Source organism: Marinobacter sp. V032, from assembly GCF_052645435.1.
In genome coordinates this window covers 1,592,925-1,613,564 of record NZ_JBQXYE010000001.1, presented here as the reverse complement: position 1 = coordinate 1,613,564, position 20,640 = coordinate 1,592,925, and the positions used below count along the sequence as shown (strand labels likewise).

General features: G+C 54.4%; 20 protein-coding genes. 12 read left to right on the top strand and 8 right to left on the bottom strand.

Going from position 1 to position 20,640, the window contains the following annotated elements:
* Nucleotides 1-119: 119 nt before the first annotated feature.
* On the top strand, nt 120-986 hold the full coding sequence (locus ACUN9X_RS07400) for a carbohydrate kinase family protein (protein WP_445472657.1): 867 nt from the start codon (nt 120-122) through the stop codon (nt 984-986).
* A gap of 65 nt (nt 987-1,051) precedes the next feature.
* Here the strand turns inward: ACUN9X_RS07400 and ACUN9X_RS07395 are convergent, their stop codons facing one another.
* A complete protein-coding gene (locus ACUN9X_RS07395; protein WP_260036214.1) occupies nt 1,052-2,284 on the bottom strand; it encodes a cation:proton antiporter in 1,233 nt (410 codons plus the stop codon).
* A gap of 226 nt (nt 2,285-2,510) precedes the next feature.
* Here ACUN9X_RS07395 and ACUN9X_RS07390 point away from each other — a divergent pair, with 226 nt between their 5' ends.
* Together ACUN9X_RS07390 and ACUN9X_RS07385 are read left to right on the top strand one after the other, a co-directional pair.
* The gene (locus ACUN9X_RS07390; protein ID WP_445472656.1) at nt 2,511-3,311 is read left to right on the top strand and encodes a Crp/Fnr family transcriptional regulator; all 801 of its coding nucleotides are present in this window, start codon (nt 2,511-2,513) and stop codon (nt 3,309-3,311) included.
* A gap of 15 nt (nt 3,312-3,326) precedes the next feature.
* On the top strand, nt 3,327-4,322 hold the full coding sequence (locus ACUN9X_RS07385; RefSeq protein ID WP_445472655.1) for an MBL fold metallo-hydrolase: 996 nt from the start codon (nt 3,327-3,329) through the stop codon (nt 4,320-4,322).
* Nucleotides 4,323-4,334: 12 nt separating this feature from the next.
* On the opposite strand, the gene ACUN9X_RS07380 is transcribed toward ACUN9X_RS07385, so the two are convergent.
* Both ACUN9X_RS07380 and ACUN9X_RS07375 read right to left on the bottom strand, forming a co-directional pair.
* Nucleotides 4,335-4,541: a hypothetical protein gene (locus ACUN9X_RS07380; protein ID WP_260036218.1), complete on the bottom strand. Its 207-nt coding sequence runs from the start codon at nt 4,539-4,541 to the stop codon at nt 4,335-4,337.
* Nucleotides 4,542-4,569: 28 nt separating this feature from the next.
* Nucleotides 4,570-5,244: a spermidine synthase gene (locus ACUN9X_RS07375; RefSeq protein WP_260036220.1), complete on the bottom strand. Its 675-nt coding sequence runs from the start codon at nt 5,242-5,244 to the stop codon at nt 4,570-4,572.
* Nucleotides 5,245-5,586: 342 nt separating this feature from the next.
* Between ACUN9X_RS07375 and ACUN9X_RS07370 the strand changes: the two genes are divergently transcribed.
* From ACUN9X_RS07370 to ACUN9X_RS07360, 3 genes are all read left to right on the top strand, one after another.
* Nucleotides 5,587-5,778 (top strand): DUF1272 domain-containing protein, encoded by a 192-nt coding sequence (locus ACUN9X_RS07370; protein WP_445472654.1) that lies wholly within the window; start codon nt 5,587-5,589, stop codon nt 5,776-5,778.
* A 216-nt stretch (nt 5,779-5,994) separates the two neighbouring features.
* Entirely contained in the window at nt 5,995-8,220 is a 2,226-nt protein-coding gene (locus ACUN9X_RS07365) for a putative bifunctional diguanylate cyclase/phosphodiesterase (RefSeq protein ID WP_445472653.1), read from the top strand.
* Nucleotides 8,221-8,237: 17 nt separating this feature from the next.
* Nucleotides 8,238-10,160: a sensor histidine kinase gene (locus ACUN9X_RS07360; RefSeq protein ID WP_260036224.1), complete on the top strand. Its 1,923-nt coding sequence runs from the start codon at nt 8,238-8,240 to the stop codon at nt 10,158-10,160.
* A 142-nt stretch (nt 10,161-10,302) separates the two neighbouring features.
* Here ACUN9X_RS07360 and ACUN9X_RS07355 read toward each other — a convergent pair whose 3' ends face one another.
* Nucleotides 10,303-10,968: an AbiTii domain-containing protein gene (locus ACUN9X_RS07355; RefSeq protein ID WP_445472652.1), complete on the bottom strand. Its 666-nt coding sequence runs from the start codon at nt 10,966-10,968 to the stop codon at nt 10,303-10,305.
* A gap of 464 nt (nt 10,969-11,432) precedes the next feature.
* Between ACUN9X_RS07355 and ACUN9X_RS07350 the strand changes: the two genes are divergently transcribed.
* Genes ACUN9X_RS07350 through ACUN9X_RS07340 form a run of 3 tightly spaced genes read left to right on the top strand, consistent with a single transcriptional unit; the run spans nt 11,433 to nt 14,169 of the window.
* Nucleotides 11,433-13,376 (top strand): SpoIIE family protein phosphatase, encoded by a 1,944-nt coding sequence (locus ACUN9X_RS07350; RefSeq protein ID WP_445472651.1) that lies wholly within the window; start codon nt 11,433-11,435, stop codon nt 13,374-13,376.
* Nucleotides 13,373-13,789 (top strand): ATP-binding protein, encoded by a 417-nt coding sequence (locus ACUN9X_RS07345; RefSeq protein ID WP_445472650.1) that lies wholly within the window; start codon nt 13,373-13,375, stop codon nt 13,787-13,789. The genes ACUN9X_RS07350 and ACUN9X_RS07345 overlap by 4 nt, the downstream gene beginning before the upstream one ends.
* A gap of 14 nt (nt 13,790-13,803) precedes the next feature.
* Nucleotides 13,804-14,169 (top strand): STAS domain-containing protein, encoded by a 366-nt coding sequence (locus ACUN9X_RS07340; RefSeq protein WP_260036229.1) that lies wholly within the window; start codon nt 13,804-13,806, stop codon nt 14,167-14,169.
* Between the two features lie 79 nt (nt 14,170-14,248).
* Here ACUN9X_RS07340 and phnE (ACUN9X_RS07335) read toward each other — a convergent pair whose 3' ends face one another.
* The 4 genes from phnE (ACUN9X_RS07335) to phnD all read right to left on the bottom strand — a co-directional run bounded on the left by phnE (ACUN9X_RS07335) (nt 14,249) and on the right by phnD (nt 17,712).
* Nucleotides 14,249-15,049, bottom strand: coding sequence for a phosphonate ABC transporter, permease protein PhnE (gene phnE, locus ACUN9X_RS07335; RefSeq protein ID WP_445472649.1), 801 nt, complete (start codon nt 15,047-15,049; stop codon nt 14,249-14,251).
* Nucleotides 15,046-15,846, bottom strand: a complete 801-nt coding sequence (gene phnE / locus ACUN9X_RS07330) for a phosphonate ABC transporter, permease protein PhnE (protein WP_260036232.1) — start codon at nt 15,844-15,846, stop codon at nt 15,046-15,048. The genes phnE (ACUN9X_RS07335) and phnE (ACUN9X_RS07330) overlap by 4 nt, the downstream gene beginning before the upstream one ends.
* Nucleotides 15,843-16,631: a phosphonate ABC transporter ATP-binding protein gene (phnC, locus tag ACUN9X_RS07325; protein ID WP_260036233.1), complete on the bottom strand. Its 789-nt coding sequence runs from the start codon at nt 16,629-16,631 to the stop codon at nt 15,843-15,845. Before phnC ends, phnE (ACUN9X_RS07330) begins: the two co-directional genes overlap by 4 nt.
* Nucleotides 16,632-16,713: 82 nt before the next feature.
* Complete coding sequence (phnD, locus tag ACUN9X_RS07320) at nt 16,714-17,712, bottom strand: phosphate/phosphite/phosphonate ABC transporter substrate-binding protein (RefSeq protein WP_260036235.1); 999 nt, start codon at nt 17,710-17,712, stop codon at nt 16,714-16,716.
* A gap of 252 nt (nt 17,713-17,964) precedes the next feature.
* Between phnD and ACUN9X_RS07315 the strand changes: the two genes are divergently transcribed.
* The 3 genes from ACUN9X_RS07315 (at nt 17,965) to ACUN9X_RS07305 (ending at nt 20,565) form a co-directional block, all read left to right on the top strand.
* Nucleotides 17,965-18,750 (top strand): ZIP family metal transporter, encoded by a 786-nt coding sequence (locus ACUN9X_RS07315; RefSeq protein ID WP_260036237.1) that lies wholly within the window; start codon nt 17,965-17,967, stop codon nt 18,748-18,750.
* 268 nt (nt 18,751-19,018) lie between these two features.
* Nucleotides 19,019-19,390: a DUF7673 family protein gene (locus tag ACUN9X_RS07310; protein ID WP_260036239.1), complete on the top strand. Its 372-nt coding sequence runs from the start codon at nt 19,019-19,021 to the stop codon at nt 19,388-19,390.
* Nucleotides 19,391-19,755: 365 nt separating this feature from the next.
* Nucleotides 19,756-20,565, top strand: a complete 810-nt coding sequence (locus tag ACUN9X_RS07305) for a Crp/Fnr family transcriptional regulator (protein ID WP_260036240.1) — start codon at nt 19,756-19,758, stop codon at nt 20,563-20,565.
* Nucleotides 20,566-20,640: the final 75 nt, after the last annotated feature.

Here is a 20,640-nt window from a genome sequence, read left to right as displayed (position 1 = left end):
GGCGTCTCTGGACAGCAGCCTCCGCCCCACTCAACCAAATGGGGCGTAGGCTGTGTGGAGGATCTTCTCGCCTGCTGCAAAGGTTAAGTTAGACTTTTCCCATTGCAGATCAACACACCATGACGGATCCGATTGTTATTGTGGGCGGCGCATCGCTGGATACCATTATCCATCTTGATACCTTGCCCACCGGCGAGCCACAAACCCTGTGGCCAAGAGAAAGCTACAAGGCTGTCGGCAGCACGGGAGCCGGCAAAGCGCTTAACCTTGCCGCCCTGGATTACCCCGTTGTCTTGCACACCCTGCTGGGGCGCGATGCAGAAGGTGAACACATCCGTCGCCACCTCAATCGCAGCAACATTACACTCTTGGTAGATGAGACAGATGCACCCACAGAGCAACATACCAACCTGATGGCTGCTGACGGCGGGCGCATTTCCCTTTTTACCCAACCACCGGCCGCACCGGAGAATCTAGACTGGCGCCCCGTTGAGGACGCCATGGCCCGGGCATGCTGCGTGGTTATCAATATTCTCGCTTATACCCTGCCGGCCCTGGCGATTGCCAAACAGCGCGCAATACCGCTATGGACAGATTTGCATGACTACGATGGCAAAACGCCCTATCACCAGCCATTCATTGATGCCGCCGAGGTGTTGTTTCTGTCCAGCGACAGACTGCCCGATTACCGGGCCTTTATGGCCTCGCAAATCGCGAACGGGAAGACGCTGGTGGTTTGCACACACGGTGACAGGGGCGCGACCTTGCTTAGTCACACAGGCGAGTGGATAGAACAACCGGCATTGAAAGTCGCCCGGGCTGTCGACACCAATGGTGCCGGCGACGCTTTTTTCAGCGGATTTCTTGCGGCCTACCTGAAAGGCGCCCCCCTGGCCAGATGCATGCTGAGTGCAGCCGCATCAGGTGCCGCTTGCGTGATGTCTCGCGACCTGGTGGGAGCGGACCCACGAACCTTGATGCCCTGATCCATGCTTGCAGACACGTCGATTGCCAGCACTCACGCCACGGGCCGACTGGCCCGACAAAGGTGTCAGCCCTCAGCTCCGAGGACTTTCTTGATCGTCAGGCCCTGTACCAGTATTGAAAACACCACGACCACGTAAGCCATCGGCAGAATCAGATCACGCTCCGGCCCCACCGGCAGGGAGAGGGCAAGCGCCACCGAAATGCCACCTTTCAGACCACCCCAGGTCAGTGCTTTTATCGGATTGGGTTTGAATTCCCTGAAGGGCTTCAATCCCATCACCGGCACGCCCACCGCTACCAGCCGCGCCAACAGCCCAAGCGGAATGGCGGCAAGTCCGGCCCAGAGCACAGGGAGTTCGAATGTGACAATCAGCAGTTCAAGACCAATCAACAGAAACAGTACCGCGTTCAACAGTTCGTCGACCATTTCCCAGAAGGTATCGAGCTGCTGCTCCGTCTTCTTTGACATGGCAAACGCACGCCCCTGATTGCCGATCATCAAACCTGCGACCACCACTGCAAGCGGACCGGACATGTGCAACCGACTCGCAAGCGCATAGCCACCCGCCACCAGCGCCACGGTAATGAGGACTTCAACCTGATAATTATCCAGGTGCTTGAGCATGTGATAACCCAGCAATCCCAACAGGAAGCCAAGCACCAGGCCACCCACTGCCTCCTGCAGAAAAAGTTCACCAATGCTTGCAAACGTGGCCTCACGCTCACCTGATGCAATGCCGAGAATGGCAATGAACATCACTACGGCAACACCATCGTTAAACAGGGATTCGCCGGCGATTTTGGTTGTAAGGCTCTCCGGTGCATCGACCGACTTGAGAATGGCCATCACCGCAACCGGATCAGTTGGCGCGATCACCGCACCAAACAGAAGGCAATAGATAAAGGGCAATGGAATGCCCAGCCACTCCAGCACATACCACATCGCCCCGCCCACCAGAAAGGTTGTGAGCACAACACCGAAGGTGGCCAGCAACGCGACCAGCCATTTCTGGTCTGCGAGTTCCTCAAGATTCACATGAAGAGCACCGGCAAACAGCAGAAAGCTCAAAAGACCATTCAGCAGTGTCTGACCAAGATCGGCGCCCCCTACCAACTGTTCTGCCCAGTCCGCCAAGCCGGTCATTCCGAGTTGATTGAGCCCGATCAACACCAGAGAAAATACCAGCGAAAATGCCATGACGGCGATACTGGTGGGCAAGCCAATATAGCGGGCATTGATATAACTGAAAAAGGCCGAGAGGCTCAGCAGGATCGCGATAATCTCGAATAACGACATCTTGTCTTCCACATCCCTGTAGCAGTGACTGGCGGGTTCGGGGCGCGCTGATCGGAGCCCCAACACCACTTTGCATTTTTGTTGAGGAAAGAGGAAGCTAACGAAAATATTAGTTCTGCGTTGAGCGCGACAGCGAGCACTGGCGATTGCCAGGCGGTTTCTGGCTGCACCTGTCGCAAGGACCAGAATAGCCTCAAATCGCTAACACCTGCAGTCAGGGGGCACCGTGACCACCAGTTGTATTATCAAACATTTCGAACACTACTCACCGCTAACAGACAACGATAAACGGCTACTCGACACGCTTGAAGAAAGCCCCGAAACCTACCCGAAGAACGCCCACATCTGGAAACCGGGTGACGTTGCCGATCACTTTTATACGCTCAGCAGCGGGTGGGCCTATACCTACCGGGACATGGAAGATGGCAGTCGGCAGGTTCTCGACATCTATATCCCAGGCGATGTTATCGGACTCAGGGAACTGGCGTTCGAGAAACAGATTACCGGCCTTTACCTGCTGACCGACGCCCAGCTTTGTGCATTTCCGAAAACCCGGCTGACAGAGGTTTTTTCAGAATCTTTATTGCTTTCTACTATTTTCTTCATCATTACATCAGTCGATCAGGCGATTCTACTTGAGCGTCTGGTAAATCTCGGGCGCCGCTCGGCCCGCCAGAAACTTGCGCATTTTCTGCTGGAAATCTCGACACGGCTTTACAAAACCAACGTCGATATCGATAACCCATTAAAGCTTCCCCTGTCACAAACCCTGCTGGCTGACGCCCTTGGCTTGAGCGCCGTGCACGTGAACAGAACCTTCAAGGCTCTCAAGGAGGAACACCTCATAAGCGCAACCAATGGATCGGTTCAACTGCTCGACATCGCCGGCCTCAAAGAAGCGGCCGGTTTTGATCCGGAGTATCTGGCCGAGAATGTCTCCGGACTGCTTCAGCACGTTCGAAAGATGCAGCGTCAGATGGAAGCTGGCGCTCGAAGCGATACGGCAGTCAGAGCCCATCAAAGCTGAAGAGAGTGTTGAAGAATGACGGCAATCGATCGTGACCGGCTCGCTGCACTGGCAGCCTGCCCCCATATACACAAAGGCCGTTACCGCAACATTGAACGTGTAAAAACACACGGTTTTGGCGACTTTCTGAAGTGGCAACTGGCGCCGGGCAAACGGTTTCCACCGGGGAAGCGCTACCCACTGATCAAACCGGATTCCGCTACACTCAATCAGCCAACTGACGCCCCCCAACTCACCTGGCTGGGTCATGCCTCCTTTCTGTTCCAGTTTCGCGGTATCAACGTGCTGACTGATCCCGTGTTATCGGAACGAGCCAGTCCGTTCCGGTTTGTCGGCCCCAAGCGCTACACTCCGCCCGCGCTGACGGTCAGTCAGATGCCCGATATCCACCTTGTGCTGATTTCCCATAATCATTACGACCACCTGGATGAAGAGGTCGTCCGCCAGCTCCACAAACGGTTTGGCGATGCCCTGCGTTTTTGCGTGCCGATGGGCTTGAAAAGCTGGTTCGCAAAGCGGGGCATACACAACGTTGTCGAGTTGGGCTGGTGGCAAGCGGAGAAACTGTCGGACACCGAAGAAGTCTTTTGCCTGCCCACACAGCACTTCTCGGGCAGGGGCGCGCACGATGGCAACAAATCCCTGTGGTGTAGCTGGTTGCTGGAAATAGACGGCTACCGACTCTATTTCGCTGGCGATACCGGCTACGGCAACATCTTTGGCCAGTTTGGCGAGCTGTTCGCTCCGATTGATTTGGCACTGTTACCCATCGGAGCCTACAACCCGCGCTGGTTCATGTCGCCTGTCCATGTGGACCCGGAAGAAGCGGTCCGTATCCATCAGGATATTGGCGCCCGACAGTCTGTCGCCATGCACTGGGGCACGTTTGTGCTGACAGATGAGGCGATGGACGAACCGCCCCGTCGCCTCCGGCAAGCACTCAATGATTGGGCACTGGATCAGGACTGTTTTATCGTCATGCAGCATGGCGAAACCCGAACCTTCGATTAATCAGGCCCGGCTCTAAAGCCGCACAAACCGGGGCAGCAGCATCAGCGATACACCGATCACCACCATCAGAAGCGAGTCAGACACCGCGTAGGGAAACAATATCAACGTCAGGCCGGCATAGCGCGCGACAATATGATCCTGGCGCCGACCGTAGACAAAATAGCCGATGCCGATCGAGCCAAACACAAGCCCCCAAATCAGTGGTGCAGTATCAGTCACAGGAATCCCCCAGAATCCAGGCGCTAATTTACCAGGCCAGCCAGATCACATGGCGCGCGCCCTTGCCAGGCTTATGGGCCCTCACCGTCACGGCCTCAGCGGCCAGGCCGGCCCGGCGAAGACGCTCGGTAAACTCCGGCGCCTGACCCGCAGACCAATACGCCAATATACCCTCTGGAGTTAGCGCTGCGTGCGCCGCTTCAATGCCGGCCACTGAATAAATCCAGTCGTTCTCTTTTCGCGTCAGGCCCTCGGGGCCGTTATCGACATCCAGCAGAATTGCATCGTAAACGCCGGTTTGCTCTTGCAGCAGCTGTCCCACATCTCCCACATGCACCCGGGCACGGGGATCCGACAATGGATAGCCAGCCGCTGAACCAAGTGGCCCGCGATTCCACTCGACAACCTCGGGCACCAGCTCGGCAACGGTGACTTCCGCATCGTCACCCAGCGCACCAAGCGCGGCGGCAAGGGTGAACCCCATGCCCAGCCCACCAATCAGGACCTTCGGCGCGGGCTGATCAGCAATCCGCTCACACGCCAGTGTCGCCAACGCATCCTCGGAGCCGTGCAGGCGGCTGTTCATCAGCTCACCGGTGCTGCCGGCAATCTTGATCGAGAATTCATCATTGCGCTGCAGCAATCGCAACTGCGTCCCCTTGCCGGGAATCGTCGCGGTGCCGATTAGATCAAAACGGGCCATAATGCCTCTAAGCGGAAGGATTAATTGATCGCGATAGTAACCTGTTGCTGTCGTGGCGGCGAACCTGATTCCGCTAGATCCGTCAGGAAACAGTTGATATAACGATTACTATCCACAAGAGCTCCGGGGCACGTACCACTATGGCGGATATCCTGCCTTTCAAAAGGCCAACCAAAAAGGCACCACGAAAAGGACTCTGTCAGCACGATATTCACAAATGGGTGGTGTGCACCGAGAAAAAGTTTGATGTTAAACAAGGCGAGCTGGTCACGGTTTACCGTTGTGAACGTTGCGGCAAGCAGAAAGTGAAGGCGCACTAAACCATTCTCTCAGGAGTCCACAATGCTGGAGATGAAACCCGAATGCGAGCGTTGCCAGACGCTACTCAGGCCAATGGACCCGGCACATATCTGCTCATACGAATGCACGTTTTGTGATAAATGCCGTACCGAAATGGCATCGGTTTGCCCGAATTGCGGAGGTGAACTGGTAAGACGCCCCCACCGCACTCTGGACGATAATGCCAGGGACTAACTAAGCGCACTGGAACCCAGCCGGAAGAAGGCTGCGATGCCGTTGTCATCGCGCATAAAGCCTGTTTTGGTAGCTGACAATAACAATGTGCTAAATGCATATGACAGCATCAACATCCTCATCTAAGTTGTATACATCGTCTGTACTCAAGCGCTTGGCTTGTAATCTGCCGTCCAGCGCTTACTAAGCCTTTAAGGGAAATGGAGGCTTGTATACATGGAAAACAGGAATCTCTTCGCGTTCGAGCTCGATGACCGCTCCAGCAAACATAAAACGCCCCCTCCTGATATTCAGTTGCACTGGAAAGTTTTGAGTGTTGACGACAACCCGCATTATCAGCAATCGCTGGCATTTGCCCTGAACAACGTCAGGATTCTGGGCCGCCCGGTGACGTTAATCACAACCGACTCGGCGACAAAAGCCTCACGCATTATGAGGGACACGCCCGATATTGCCGTGGCTTTACTGGACGTTGTAATGGAAACGGATGATGCCGGGCTCCGCCTGGTGAATACCATTCGGGAAACTCTGGACAACCAATTGACTCGTATCGTGCTGGTGACGGGACAGCCAGGAATGGCACCGCGTCTCGATGTTATGGAAGCGTTCGATATCGACGACTACTGGAACAAGACCGAACTCACACATGACCATCTGATCTCAATGCTTTCCGGCAATCTACGGTCGTGGCGCAAGGCGGCCGAGCTTGAAGAAGCACGCAGCGGGCTGGAGCAGCTGGTAAATGCATGCCAGGCAATCACCTATAAGAGGTACCTGACCGAGCTGACTCGCACTGCGCTCCAACACCTGGGCTCTCTGGCCGGTACAACCGATGGTATTGTTTGTCTCCATCGCAGCAAACTATCAAATCTGGATGGCGCCGTTATCATCGCAGCGTCGGGTTCCTTGCAGCCAACCATGGGACAGACACTGGCTGAAGCGGAGCCCCTGCTGCCATTGCCGCTGATTGCACGGGCGGCAGAACAAAAGTCCCATATCAGTGACCAGAGCTATCACCTGTTCTACTTTGCAAATCCGGATATAAACGACGTCGAGTACTTTATAGTCCTCGAGCGGGCCAGAACCGATGCCAAACAGACCGACTGGAATCTGCTCAGTGTTTTTACCGAGCAGGTGGCAACAGGGTTTGCCAACGTTTCCCTGTTAAACCGACTATCAGAAACTGCTTACACGGATCTGGCTCTCGGTTGCGCGAATCGCAGCAAGCTTTTGGTGGAACTCAAGCGTTACACACTGCGACCCGATATCCGCTGTCGACTTCTCATTACGACGCTTGTGCAGCTTCAGGACATCATTTTTTCGCTGGGCGAAGACTTCCTCAATCAGCTCCTCCGGGGCATGTTGGACAGGCTTAAAGAACAGTTCCCCGGCAGCTTTATAGCGCGTCACGAACGTGGTGGCTTCGCTATGTTGCTGACTGGAAGTGAAGACCTCAGCCAACCCAGCCTGCACGCCATGTTCGACAATCCACTGACCATCGACTCGGGCCAGCACACAGTGCTTGCAAGCTTTGCGGTGGTAACGCTGGGGGCTGCTTCGAACCTTCAACCTACTCAGTTGCTATCACTGGCGGAGGGGCACCTGAATCACGCTTTCCACACAGGTAAATTTTTTATTGAGTACAAACCTGAACTCCAGGAACAAATTACCCAGAGCTATCAACTGCTCAATGAGCTCCGCGTAGCCCTGAATGAACAACAACTATTTATCTTGCTTCAACCTAAAGTGCGATTACGTGACACACGGATTGTTGGCTTCGAAGCGCTTGTGCGGTGGCAACATCCCGATGGCAGGATAATCTTGCCTGCGGACTTCATTCATGTCGCCGAAACCTCGGGCCTTATTGAAACCTTGGGGAGGCAAGTACTTCATGCTACCTGTGTCGCGGCGAAGGCGCTGGAAAATGCAGGGTTCAGATTGCCGGTATCATTTAATGCGTCCGGGACAGAGCTGGCAAAACCCGGCTATTTTGACCAGGTACTTTCGATTATCGCATTACACAATTTATCGCCGTCGCAACTTGATCTCGAAATTACTGAAACCCAGGCTATGCAGGAATTTTCTGACATCCGCCGTGGACTGCTGAACCTTATAGATAAAGGTTCAAAGGTTAGCATTGATGACTTCGGTACTGGTTATTCATCACTTGAATACGTCACACGTCTTGCGGCGACAACACTAAAAATCGATCGTAGCTTCATCAGCGGCATGAACGAGCCTAGAGGTGAAGAAGTTGTTGAGCTTATTTTGCGATTAAGCCGGCGGTTCGAACTTGAAGTGGTTGCTGAGGGGATAGAAACAAAAGCTCAAATGGAAAGCCTGCAAGCTAAAGGCTGCGAGACAGGACAGGGTTACTACTTCGCACGGCCTATGCCTGTGGCCGAGGCGATTGAATGGGCGGCTAATAATTTGTCCAGCTAATGTCCGGAGAGACAAAAATGGCGGTTGACGCACAAACCAGCCTGCTCAGCAGGTTTAACGCACACAGGGCCCGGTTCGAAACTTTTTATCCGGTGTGGGTGCCATTTGCCTGTATTGTAATTCTCTCGTCGATACTTGCTTACCAAAAATTACTGGATCTCCGTCTTTCGCCCTATCGGACCAGCCAACAGATGGTCATCAAAGAAGCGAATGGTACACTTGTACGTGAGCTCGGTTATCTCACGCGGATCCCCAGACTATTAAAACTCAACCCTGACGTACGCGCAGCGCTCGACCAAGCAAACGCTCTGGATCTGGAGCGTCTCGGCCAGGAGTTTTCCTATTTTTCAAAGCTGTCGCCACTCATTTCCCAGATCCGCTGGCTCGACGCGGATGGAAATGAACGCGCTCGCATCAATGTATCAGCAGGGTCCCCTGTCATTGTGCCAACGGATGAACTTCAGGTTAAGGCCGACCGTTATTACTTCACTGAAGCGCTCAAAATGCCTGAGGGGCACGTCTATGTTTCACCGATAGATCTTAATATCGAAAACAACGTCATTGTCGAACCCTTCCAGCCCACATTTCGTGCGGCTATCAAAACAGGTAAGAGCGAGGGCCTTCACCTTGGCGTGCTTGTGGTCAATTATAGCCTGGAATCCTTACTCAACACTTTACGCCAGATCAGTCCCCAAGGGATTAACTATCAGCTCATAGACGAACGTGGTTACTGGCTAATCAACCATAATCGCAGGCTGCAATGGGGCCGACATCGGGACAAGCCGGAACTAAGAATCAGCGAATATTATCCGGAAGTCTGGCAATTACTTCAGCGACAGTCTGCCGGCCATGCCGCTATCGCAGACGCCAAGATCTGGTCATATAGTGTTGTGCCCATAGCCCTTTCGACGTCACCGGGAGGTCATCTCTATAGTCTTACGACCACCCACGCCGATACGGCAAACCATATTCAGTTCACGACAAGGCTCACGATTCTGTTGTTATGCGCTGCTTTGTTGATTTTCGGTGCCATAATTGCGTGGCGAATGGAAAGAGCCCGACGCAGAGAAAGACGACTCAGTCAGGCCCTGGCATCCGAAAAGGCCGAGTTGCTGATGGCCTGCGATGATTTACTTGCCTCAAAAAAACGCTCTGAAGCTCTGCAATACGAGCTGATCGAAGCCAGAAAACTTTCTTCGCTGGGAATGATGGTGGCTGGCGTAGCGCATGAACTTAATACTCCTGCTGGTGGTGCGCTTATGAGCATCAACAGCCTCAAAGCTAATCAAGCTCAGCTCCAGCTTGAAGTTGCCCGAGGTATCACCAAAGAACACTTCGATGGGTTCATGGAGCGCTATCGAGAGGGGCTTAGGCTTGCGGAGCACAACGTTGAACGAATCATTGAATTAATAAAGAGTTTCAGGCGCCTTGCAATTGATCGGGCAAACGAATCTGTTCAGCGATTTTACCTATTTGAACAAGTTGAAGATCTGGTCCTTTCTCTCCAACCGCGACTGGAGAAAACCAATATCCAGATCATCACGCAAATACCGAAAACATTGGTACTGGAGTCCTATCCTGGCATCATTTCCCAAGTGCTACAAAACTTGATTGACAACGCAGCGCTGCACGGCATCGGTCTCGAAGGCACAGGCAAAATCTGGATCAAGGCCAGACCCCTTGAAGGCAATGATTTGATCATCCAGGTAAAAGACAACGGACGGGGTATTGATCTGGACATCCAGAAGCAGATCTTTGATCCGTTTGTCACTTCAGGTCGTGGTAAAGGCCATACCGGGCTGGGCATGCATCTGGTCTACCAGTGGGTAACGCAGGAATTGCAGGGTAAACTGAAAATAAAATCAGGTCCCGGCGGCGGCACGCAGGTGACCATCCGTATCAAACAGAAGATGTCTTATCGATCAGGCTCATTAAATTAAACCGCTTGCCCATTCCGGGCGCTTTTGACTCTCACCTTACCGACACTAGAGCTTCCGGCTTTTTATTTTTTTCTACTTGCATGCTTTCGGGATAAAACCAAACCGGGCGACTTCCCTTTTCCAGGAAGCCGCCATTAAACGATCAACTGGCGCGACCAAATACCCGCTCCAGAAATCCCGAGGTGCGTACGCCCGGTATGGGCAACGACGGCGCCTCTGTCATGGCTTCTCGCCAGAAACGTTCAGGGTCGTCCAGGTGCGCGGCTCTTGCCCTTTCCGAATCATTGAACGAGTTATGCTCGCCTGAAAAGCCCAAGGCCACCAGTTCGCGAGTCCAAAGGTAAATGGCCGATCGGATAACCCGTAGCACGTCGACATAAGATTCCCGGCTAACCGTGATCGCCAGTTCCGCACTCAGGTTGATTTGCGCCTGTAGCGCCAGCATCTGATCCGGTGGAAAGGCGATTTGCTGCCCACTGCCTTTCTTGCATTTCATGCAGAACCGCTCCAGCGTTTTGACGCCGTCAGGCAGATCGCGATGGCCGTGCTCGAGCTTCTGTTTGTCATTCACCGGCGCCGGGATCCAGCCGTACTGAGGGGACTTGGCAACAATATGGCCCACCACATCACGACGAAAATCCGGCAGTGCCGCTCCTTCGTCGTATCCTTCGAATTCTGTGCGAAACCAGGACGACATTTTCCTGTGGCGAAACATCATAGCCAGCGTAATGGCGGCTGGCATAATTTCCATCAGTTCGTCGCTGGCATCCTGAACACGCTGTTCCAGATCATCAACGGGGGCGCTCATCTACTTGTCCTCTTCCTGAAGAACCGCTCCGGTAGCCATTTGCGATCAACCGGTACGGTGATTTGTTGTTGTGAATAAGGCTTCGCAGGAGAAGTCTTTGGTCAAAAAGTAGGCTGAAGCAGGCCATCTCTCCGTTGCAAATTGGTTGCAGTCCGTAACTGCACGTAAATGGTGCACGATTTGTTGAGAACATTCAGCGACTTTACGAAAACCCTCTTTTTGTGCAATCAAAATGGCTGCCCCGTTTTCGCCTGGCCCCTGGATCGATAAGCATCGTGCGTACCGTCACCATCGCTTACACTTTTGCCATTGCTTTACATTTAAACAGCGCCGCACTATAGGCCCGTAGAGCAGTACAATAAGCCGGACTGGCGGCTCCCTAGCGTTCAACGAGGTATTCCATCATCGCTTTTCACCCCAGACTGTCACTACCGCTCCATCTGCGTATTGCGGGGAGTTTTGCGTTGCTGGCTATTGTGATGGGAGCCATGCTGACCGGGTTTTATCAATCCAAAACTGAATCCCTCGTGATGGATACCGCCCACACGTTGTTTGATCAGGCTGCCACCAAAATCACTCTGGCGTTCCAGAAAACATATCGGCCTGTACAGGAGCTGACCAGCGTACTGTCTCGAGCCCCTCAAACCAGCAACCCGTCATTAGCTGCGCGGAAGAACACACTTCCGGTATTTATAAGTGCTTTGCAGAGGCAACCGGAAACCGTCGCCATCTCCATTGGCTACGACAACGGTGATTACTTCATTGTACGGGCCGCGGCTTCAGAAAAACTTCGCACCGTCTTCGAGGCGCCCGCCGGAACGGTCTACATCGCCGACCACCTGGTGCAAGCCGACAACGGCAACGCATTGATGACACGGCAATTCCTGAACGATGATCAGATCGTTATTGAGGAACGACGCCTGGACCCGATGGTTTATGATCCGCGCACCCGTCCCTGGTTCACGGCCGCGATGGCAACAGATGAGATTGTCATGACCGAGCCCTATGCGTTTTTCTTCTTCCGCCAACCGGGGTTGACCGTCGCCCGACAGACCGAAGACGGCAAGGCAGTTGTCGCCTCGGATATCACACTTGAATCCCTTTCGGGCACACTCAACAGCCTGAGCATTTCTCCCAGCGCCCACTCTGTACTCTATCTTCCAAACGGCACCGCAATGGCCTACAGCGACGGCTCAAAGATGGTGGTGACAACCCGGGAAAACCAGTCCCGGATTGCCCAGGTCGATGAGTTGGACATTCCGGTGATGCTCAGCCTCGATGGCGAGAATCCAATAGAGCCGCCTGAGGGCTGGATGGAGAACACCGTCGTGTTGCCGCTGACCGACCAGCTTCAGCCACGCCTGACCATTGCGGCCCCCAGCCGCGAGATTCTGGGTAGTTCCTACCTTGCGTGGCACGATGCCTTATGGACGGCCATCGCAATCATTGCACTGTCGTTGCCGTTGACCTGGTTGATCGCCAGATCAGTATCCGGCCCAATCAGAGCATTGCGTACAGCAGTCGGTCACGTATCGGAGGGTAACTTCGATTTTCATTTGCCGGATGCCAAGCGTCGCGATGAAGTCGGCGAACTGACCCGCGCCTTTCGTTCAATGCGCACGTCTTTGCGCCAGCACATAGAAGAGCTCAAGCAAACCACAGCCGCCAAAGAGCGCCTTGAAAGTGAGCTGGAGATCGCCCGGGAAATCCAGATGAGTATGGTGCCCGGCGATGGAGAACTGAATCGACAGCTCCGCAACTGGGACATGGCCGCTACACTCCGGCCCGCTCGCGCCGTGGGCGGCGATCTGTTTGATATAGCCGAGCTCCCGGATGGCAAGCTACTGGTCACAGTGGGCGATGTTTCGGACAAGGGCGTTCCTGCCGCTTTGTTTATGGCGCGTACTGTTTCATTGATGAAGCTGCTTTACGGTCAGGGGCATTCATTGCAACACCTGATGCATGAGCTCAATCAGCATCTGGCACTCGACAACGAGAGCTGCATGTTTGTCACCTTACTGTGCCTGATTGTCGACACCGACACCGGCGCTATCGAAATGTCGTCAGCCGGTCACAGCCCTCCCGTGCTGGTCAGTGAACACCAGGCACAACTGCTGGAGATGGAGAACGGCCCTCCAATGGGCATTCATGAAGATATCGACTTTCCATGCTGCCAGGCATCACTTCCTGTCGGTTGCTCTCTGATCCTCTACACTGACGGGGTCACCGAAGCCTTTAGCCCGAATCGAGAGGAATTTGGCGAAGACCGTATGCTGGCTTCTCTGGCGGCGATTGGCTCCCCTGACAGTAACGAGTCAGTCCGGGGATTGCTGGATGCGGTAACCCGGTTTGCCGCAGATGCAGATCAATCTGACGACATCACGGTGCTGGCACTGAAACGCTTATGACAGAATTGACGCCCAGAATGCAGATAACAGCCGAAACGGAATTGCCCAATGCCATGAACTGGCTGGACCGCCATCTCACCGGTCCCGCCGCTGATATTCAAAGCGATCTCAAGGTTGTGCTGGATGAACAGCTGGCGAACATTTTCAGTTATGGCGTCATTGATGAGCAGGCGATAGAGGTGCGGCTTGAGCTGGATATTCAAGATGACGCGCTGCAGCTACGCATCATCGATAACGGGCTTGCATTCAACCCTCTACAGAATGATATCGATACCGACTTTCCGAACATCGAAGACCGCCCAATCGGCGGCCTCGGCCTGCTGCTTATGCGGGAGCTCACCGATTCTCAGCATTACCAGCGCCAGGACAACCTTAATATCCTGGAACTGACCCGTTACCTTCCCCAAACATAAAAAGGACAAGACACGTGCCGCTTACTATCGACATTCAATCGCCCGGCCCGACAGCCATCAAGGTGTCCCTGACCGGTTCCCTCGACAGCCAGACAACACCCGAACTTGAAGCCGCCCTGAACCAGGCCATGACGGACCAGACACAATCCGTGGCGTTTGATATGGGCGGCGTCGATTTCATCAGTTCCGCCGGTTTGCGCGTCATTTTCAAAACCCTGAAGCGGGTGAAAAAGCACGGCGGCAAGGTGAGCGTGTCCCGAATGTCAGAAGGCGTCAGGAAGGTATTTGAAATCGTAAAGGTGCTGCCGGATCTGGAAGTTTTCGCCAGCGAGGAGGAAATGGACGAGTATCTGGCCGCAATCCAGAACGCAACGCGTTAAGACAAGCGCCAGTTCAAACAGTGTGCGGGCGCCCTCTATCAAACAGGTTGGTTACGATCCATCAGTGCCCGGGAACGGGCTAAATGACCTTCTTGCGCAACCAGGCCGAGATGGCCTCACCCACAATGACCAGCACCACAATCGCGATCAGTACCGTCGCCACGGTACGCCAGTCAAGCGTATCGATAGCGCCCTGCAGAATCACCCCGATGCCGCCCGCACCGACCAGGCCAAGCACTGTGGATTCCCGCAGGTTGATATCCCAACGCAAAACGCTCACCGCAAAAAACGCCGGCACGACCTGCGGCACAATGGCGTAGAGGATGACTTTTGCGTGAGATGCGCCAGTCGCTTCCAGTGCTTCGACGGGCTTGCGATCAATCTCTTCAATCGCTTCACCTATCAGCTTGCCCAGAAAACCGACCGACCGGAACATGATCGCGACAATGCCAGCCACGACGCCCGGGCCAAATATCGCCACAAACAGCAATGCCCAGATCAGGGTATTCACCGAGCGGCTCGAGACCAGAATAAAACGCCCCAGCCACAGCGTGGCCTTATTGGGTGTCGTATTCTGCGCTGAAATGTAGGCGACCGGTAATGACACCACGACCGCCAGCACTGTGGCGATGGTTGCGATGTTTACCGTTTCAATGAGCGCCCACACGATGGCATGAATGCTGGAAAAATCCGGCGGCACCATACGGCTGAGCAGGTCCGCAATCTGCACCGGGGCATCCCACACCCAGGGCCAGATGATATCGATGGTGGCCACCGACCAGAACACCGCCAGCGCCACTGCGGCCATGCTGGCGAAACGGATCCAGCGCTGTCGGGGGCTATATCGCGTCCAGGCGCGATCGGCTACAGATTGAGTCACCAGATATTTCTCCGAATACGGCCACTTACCGCTTCGCTGACAAGAATCGCCGCGATAATCACGATGGTAATGGCAAGTGCAAAGTCGTAGTCATAACGGCCAAATGCGTTCATCAGGGTTGAGCCGATACCACCGGCACCCACAATGCCGACGACCGCCGACGCGCGCAGGTTACTGTCAAGCTGATACATCGCCAGGCCGATCTGACGCGGCATGATTTGCGGCAGCACAGCGTACTGAAGCATGGCAAGGTGGCCTGTGCCGGTACTTCTCAAGGCCTCAAGTTGCCCCATGTCGATTTCCTCGATGCGCTCGGCCAGCATCTTGGCCACAAAGCCTATCGAGTAAAGCGTCAGCGTCAGTATGCCCGCCACCGGGCCGAACCCCACGGCCTTCACAAAGAGGATCGCGACGATGACCGGGTGAAAGCTGCGGGCAAAAATGATCAGGCCCCGGCCCAGCAGGTACACCGGCTTCGCTGCAATGTTGCGTGCCGCCATAAACGCGATCGGGACGCTCAGTAACACTCCCAGCAAAGTCGAGACGATGGCAATTTTCAGGCTTTCCAGAAAGCCATCGATCAGCAGCTCACTGCGGGAAAAATTGGGCGGAAAAGCGCCGGAGAATATGCGGGCTGCACGCTCCATCCCCTGAGCGACGCGATCCCAGTCGAATGGCAGGGTATAGAGCGCCCACACGGCATAGCCGACACAGGCGACCAGCATCACCCAGCGAACGATCGGGTTGCGAATAAACGGCGGCTTGCGCCAGGCACGATGAACGGCGCTGTCGCTCATGACACCACCGGTTGCGACGGTGTTTTACCCTCGCCCTGCTCTTCCGACTGGGTGCCACTGTAGACCTCACCCATGGCTTGTTCATCAAGATCAGCAGGCGTGCCATCAAAAATCAGCCGTCCAAAGCGCATACCCACAATTCGCTGGGTAAACTCTTTGGCTTCATTGACGTTGTGAATATTGATCAACACGGGCAGTTTGAACTCGGCAGCAAGATTCTGGAGCAACTCCATAATCTGCCGTGAACTGACGGGATCCAGCGAGGCCGTGGGTTCATCCGCCAGCAGGATTTCCGGCTCCTGCATCAAGGCCCGCACCACCCCTACTCGCTGGCGCTCGCCACCGGAAAGCTCATCTGCGCGCTTGTCGGCATAGTGAGCAATGCCAACCCGCTCCATCAGGTGAAACGCGCGATCAATATCTTCTGCGGGATAACGGCGCAGTGCGGCACGCCAATACGGGATATAGCCGAGCCGGCCGCACTGGACGTTTTCCATTACCGTGAGGCGATCAACCAGATTGAAGCCCTGAAAAATCATGCCGATATGGCGCCGCGCATGGCGCAGGTCATTGTGCCTGAGCCCTGTGAGTTCAACGCCATTCAACTCAATGCTGCCGGACGTCGGTTCGACCAGCCGGTTGATGCAACGCAGCAAGGTGCTCTTACCGGCTCCGGAAGCGCCAATTATCGACACCACGGATTCGTCGGGCACTTCAAGATTCAGATCACGGAGCACCGGCTCTCCGTTGCCATACCGTTTAACGAGGTTACTGATTTTTAGCATACTGCTGTCTCTGGTTCGAAACACTGCCGCTGCGCCACAGGGAGTCGCAGCGCAGCGGTGCCGGATAGATAGAAGGTGGGGCTTACTTGAGGTTTTCCTTGGTGTAAGTCACGCCGTTGGCTTGCTGGATATCACGGATGATTTCCCAGTCGTCCTTGTACGTGATCGGCACAAACTTGGTGACGCCCTTGAACTCTTCACCCAGAGCCGTGCCTTTCATGTTGAAGCTGAAAAAGGCTTCCTTGATCTTCTCGGCCAGTTCCGGCTTCAGGCTGTGCGAGTAGGTGTACGACGTTGTCGGGAAAGACTTCGACTCATAAATGATCTTGACCTCTTCCGGATCAAACAGATCACGCTGGGCCATCCGGTCAACGACCTCTGACGCCACCGGTGCGGCATCGTAATCGCCTGCCACTACGCCCAGCATCGACTGATCGTGGGAGCCGGAATACACCACTTCGTAATCATCGCCCGGCACGATGCCCTCTTTGGGGAACAGCGCGCGAGGTGCCTGGTTGCCGGAATTCGATGTCGGCGAGGTATGCGCTACCCGCTTGCCTTTCAAATCTTCCATCGTGTCGATGCCGCTGTCTTTGCGGGTATACAACTGGAGCTTGTAACCAAACGAGCCATCATCCGATCCCATGATCGCAAAAGGCACCGCGCCGCCCAGATTAACCGCAAACGGTGTGGGGCCCGTCGAGTAGCCGGCGATATGGATGCGATTACTGCGCATGGCTTCAATTTCGGCAGAGTTGGATTGCACAGCGAAGAAGCGCACGTCCTTGCCGGTTACGTCACTGAGGTGCTTGATGAAAGGCTTCCAGATATCAGCGTAGATCGCAGGATCCTCAACCGGTGTATAGGCGAATACCAACGTATCAGGGTCAATCTGATCGGCACTATTAGTCGGGGTATCGGCAACCAGGTCGCCATCAGCATCACAGTATATTTCGGCTAACTGGCCGCGGTTCTTGCAGTCAGCTGCGGTCGCAGAGCCGGGTAGAATCAGGCCGGCAAGCAAGAGCGATGACAGCCAAAGCGGTGCAGAGCGGGTAACACGAGACAAAGGTAATGGCATAAGACTGACTCCTTTCCCTGTTGATTTTGTTGTTGTGATTTTTAGGAATGCGTTTTCAAGATTACTCAGCATAGTTGGCTTTCACAATCCCTGCTCTTATACCCATTGTCTAATTGACGGACTCAATTCACTTTCCATGAATATCGGTTCAAAGCTTGGCCAAATGGACACTGGCACCCACATAGGCCTCTGTGTAAGCATGGTTGCTTTTCCGCGACCGATGGCCACAGCGGCGCAACCAGCAGGTAGCCAATGTTCGAAGGACTCAATATTGTCTGGCAGGGATCGATTGCCAGCTTTCTGGCCGGTATGGGAACCAGCCTTGGCGCTCTGGGCGTATTCCTGGTGCGTACGCTGTCGATCCGGCTGCAGGATGCACTGCTGAGCGCCGCCGCGGGCGTGATGCTGGCCGCTTCATTTTTCTCATTGCTATTACCGGGAATTGAGTACGGGGAAGCCCTGACCGGTCATACCTGGATTGCTGCCCTTATCGTCATTGCCGGACTATCAATGGGCGCAGTGACCCTGTATATCATTCATCAACGCCTGCCCCACGAACACTTCATGCTCGGACGTGAAGGTCCTGAAGGTGCGCATATCCGCCGGATCTGGCTATTTATCGTTGCGATCACGCTTCATAACTTTCCCGAAGGCATGGCGGTCGGTGTCGGCTTTGGCGGCGGTAATACGGGGAACGGTATTGCGCTGGCGATAGGCATTGGTCTTCAGAACATTCCGGAAGGTCTGGCTGTTGCCGTATCACTACTTGGCATTCAGTACAGCCGACTGCAGGCCTTTTCGATTGCCGTACTGACAGGGCTGGTCGAGCCCATCGGCGGGATATTCGGAGCCGCCATGGTGTGGCTGGCGGAGCCTATCATGCCGTGGACGCTGGGTTTCGCAGCCGGCGCCATGCTGTTTATTATCAGTGACGAAATCATTCCTGAAACCCATAACAACCGGAACAAAACCCTGGCCACATTTTCACTGCTGGGCGGTTTTTCCGTGATGATGTTTCTGGATGCAACGCTCGGCTGAACCACGCTCTACCCACGTCTACTTCACAGCATTTCCCCTTTACTAACGAGCCCTTACAGGCGCGTCCCACCGTACCTGCCGCCCCCGTCACTTCATGACGAAATCAAAACGATTTACAACCTATGTTAATAAGCCATGCGAACGAACCATGTCATGATTAACAACCAGCCAAGTGATCCTGTTTTAGGTTCGTCAACGACCATTGGAACTTGACCATCACTATTGCTAATGCACTTTTCAGCGATGCCCTTGGCAAGGAACGAACGTTATGAAAAAGGACGCCACTACCCGGGCAACCGGTCAGGTATCAGAAGCCGAAATCATCTGTTCAGAGCTCGCCGTTTCAGCAGGCGATTACCACAAAGCAATCGAATTACTTTGGTCCCAGTCTGCGATCGACGACGCCAAAGCAAGTGTGGCTTCACGCATTTTGCTCGGTGCTTACGATCCGACAAATTGGGGTATTACATTCTGCGACCTGGGTTCGCTGGATTATCCCCTGCTGAAAGCAGCTCTGATTGTCATACGCGGCCGACTGGTGCTCGGTATTGAGCCACACACTGTCATTTCGAATGGTCCGGCGCGCTTCCGCCAACTGATAGAGCGAAGCTATCCGCGACATCTAAAGATTGCCCAGTGAATCAGCAGCAGTTGCCATTCAGGCAGTTTTTATCGGTGCTTTGGCTGATCGCCGTCTGGCTTGGTGCTCAAGCCATACTGAATTCAATGTCGGGTGAGTACACACAGGTTGAAACCAGCCCAACCCGGCCAAGCGGATACGAGGCGCAAGCCAGCACCACAATACAGCCTCTGTGCTCATGCGGTTCGGTTGGGCAGGTAAACCGTGCAACCGGCATTGAACAACCGGCCTGTCCGGAAAACGCAAACCGCACATGCGAAGCGTTTTAGCGTGCGCTAACACAAGACATCGGAATTGGCCCATTGGAAGACACACAGCCAGGCCACAAATAACTGATCAGATTATATCGAGGCAGGAGTCCCCTTTTGGAACCGAGTTGTATCATCAGACATTTTGAGCACTACTCTCCATTGGGAGAGAGTGACAAGGCTCTTCTGGATTCCCTTGAGAAAACCCCGAAAACCTACCGTAAAAATACAGCCGTGTGGCACCAGGGTTCCCCCTGCGAGGACTTCTATACGGTAAAACAGGGCTGGGCTTATTCTTTCAGGAACATGGAAGATGGCTCACGGCAGGTGCTCGATATTTACGTGCCGGGTGACATTGTAGGACTACGTGAGCTTGCCTTTGAGAAGCGAATCACCGGTTTGATGGCGCTATCCGATGCCACGCTCTGCCCTTTTCCGAAAGCCAGACTGATGGAAGTGTTTTCTGAATCGCTTCTGCTGTGCAGCATCTTCTTTATGGTGAGCTCGGCCGACCAGGCACTGCTGCTGGCGCGACTGGTGAACTTTGGTCGTCGCTCCGCCCGACAAAAGCTCGCTCACTTGCTGCTCGAGGTATCCAAGCGCCTTGAAAAAACCAACTACGATTCCCGCAATCCTCTCAGGCTGCCGCTAACCCAGGCGCTACTCGCTGATGCGCTGGGCCTTAGTGTGGTGCATGTTAACCGGGTGTTTCGTGAGCTTCGGGACGAAGGGCTGATCAGTTCGGCTGCCGGTGAAGTCGAATTGCTCGATATCAAAGGCCTGAGCAAAGTCGCGTGTTTTGAGGCTGATTATCTTGAAGAAAATGACGTGCTTATGATTCAGCACGCACGCGATGTTCAATCACGCGTCGGCCATCCCCTTGACGCAGCGCAGACCGATCAGGAACTGACCCACTCCACGAAGTAAGTCCGATCAGGTTGCCCTGTTGATTGCTTCAAACGCTGCGGCCAGTTTGCCCCATCCAGTCAGGGGCCCATACTC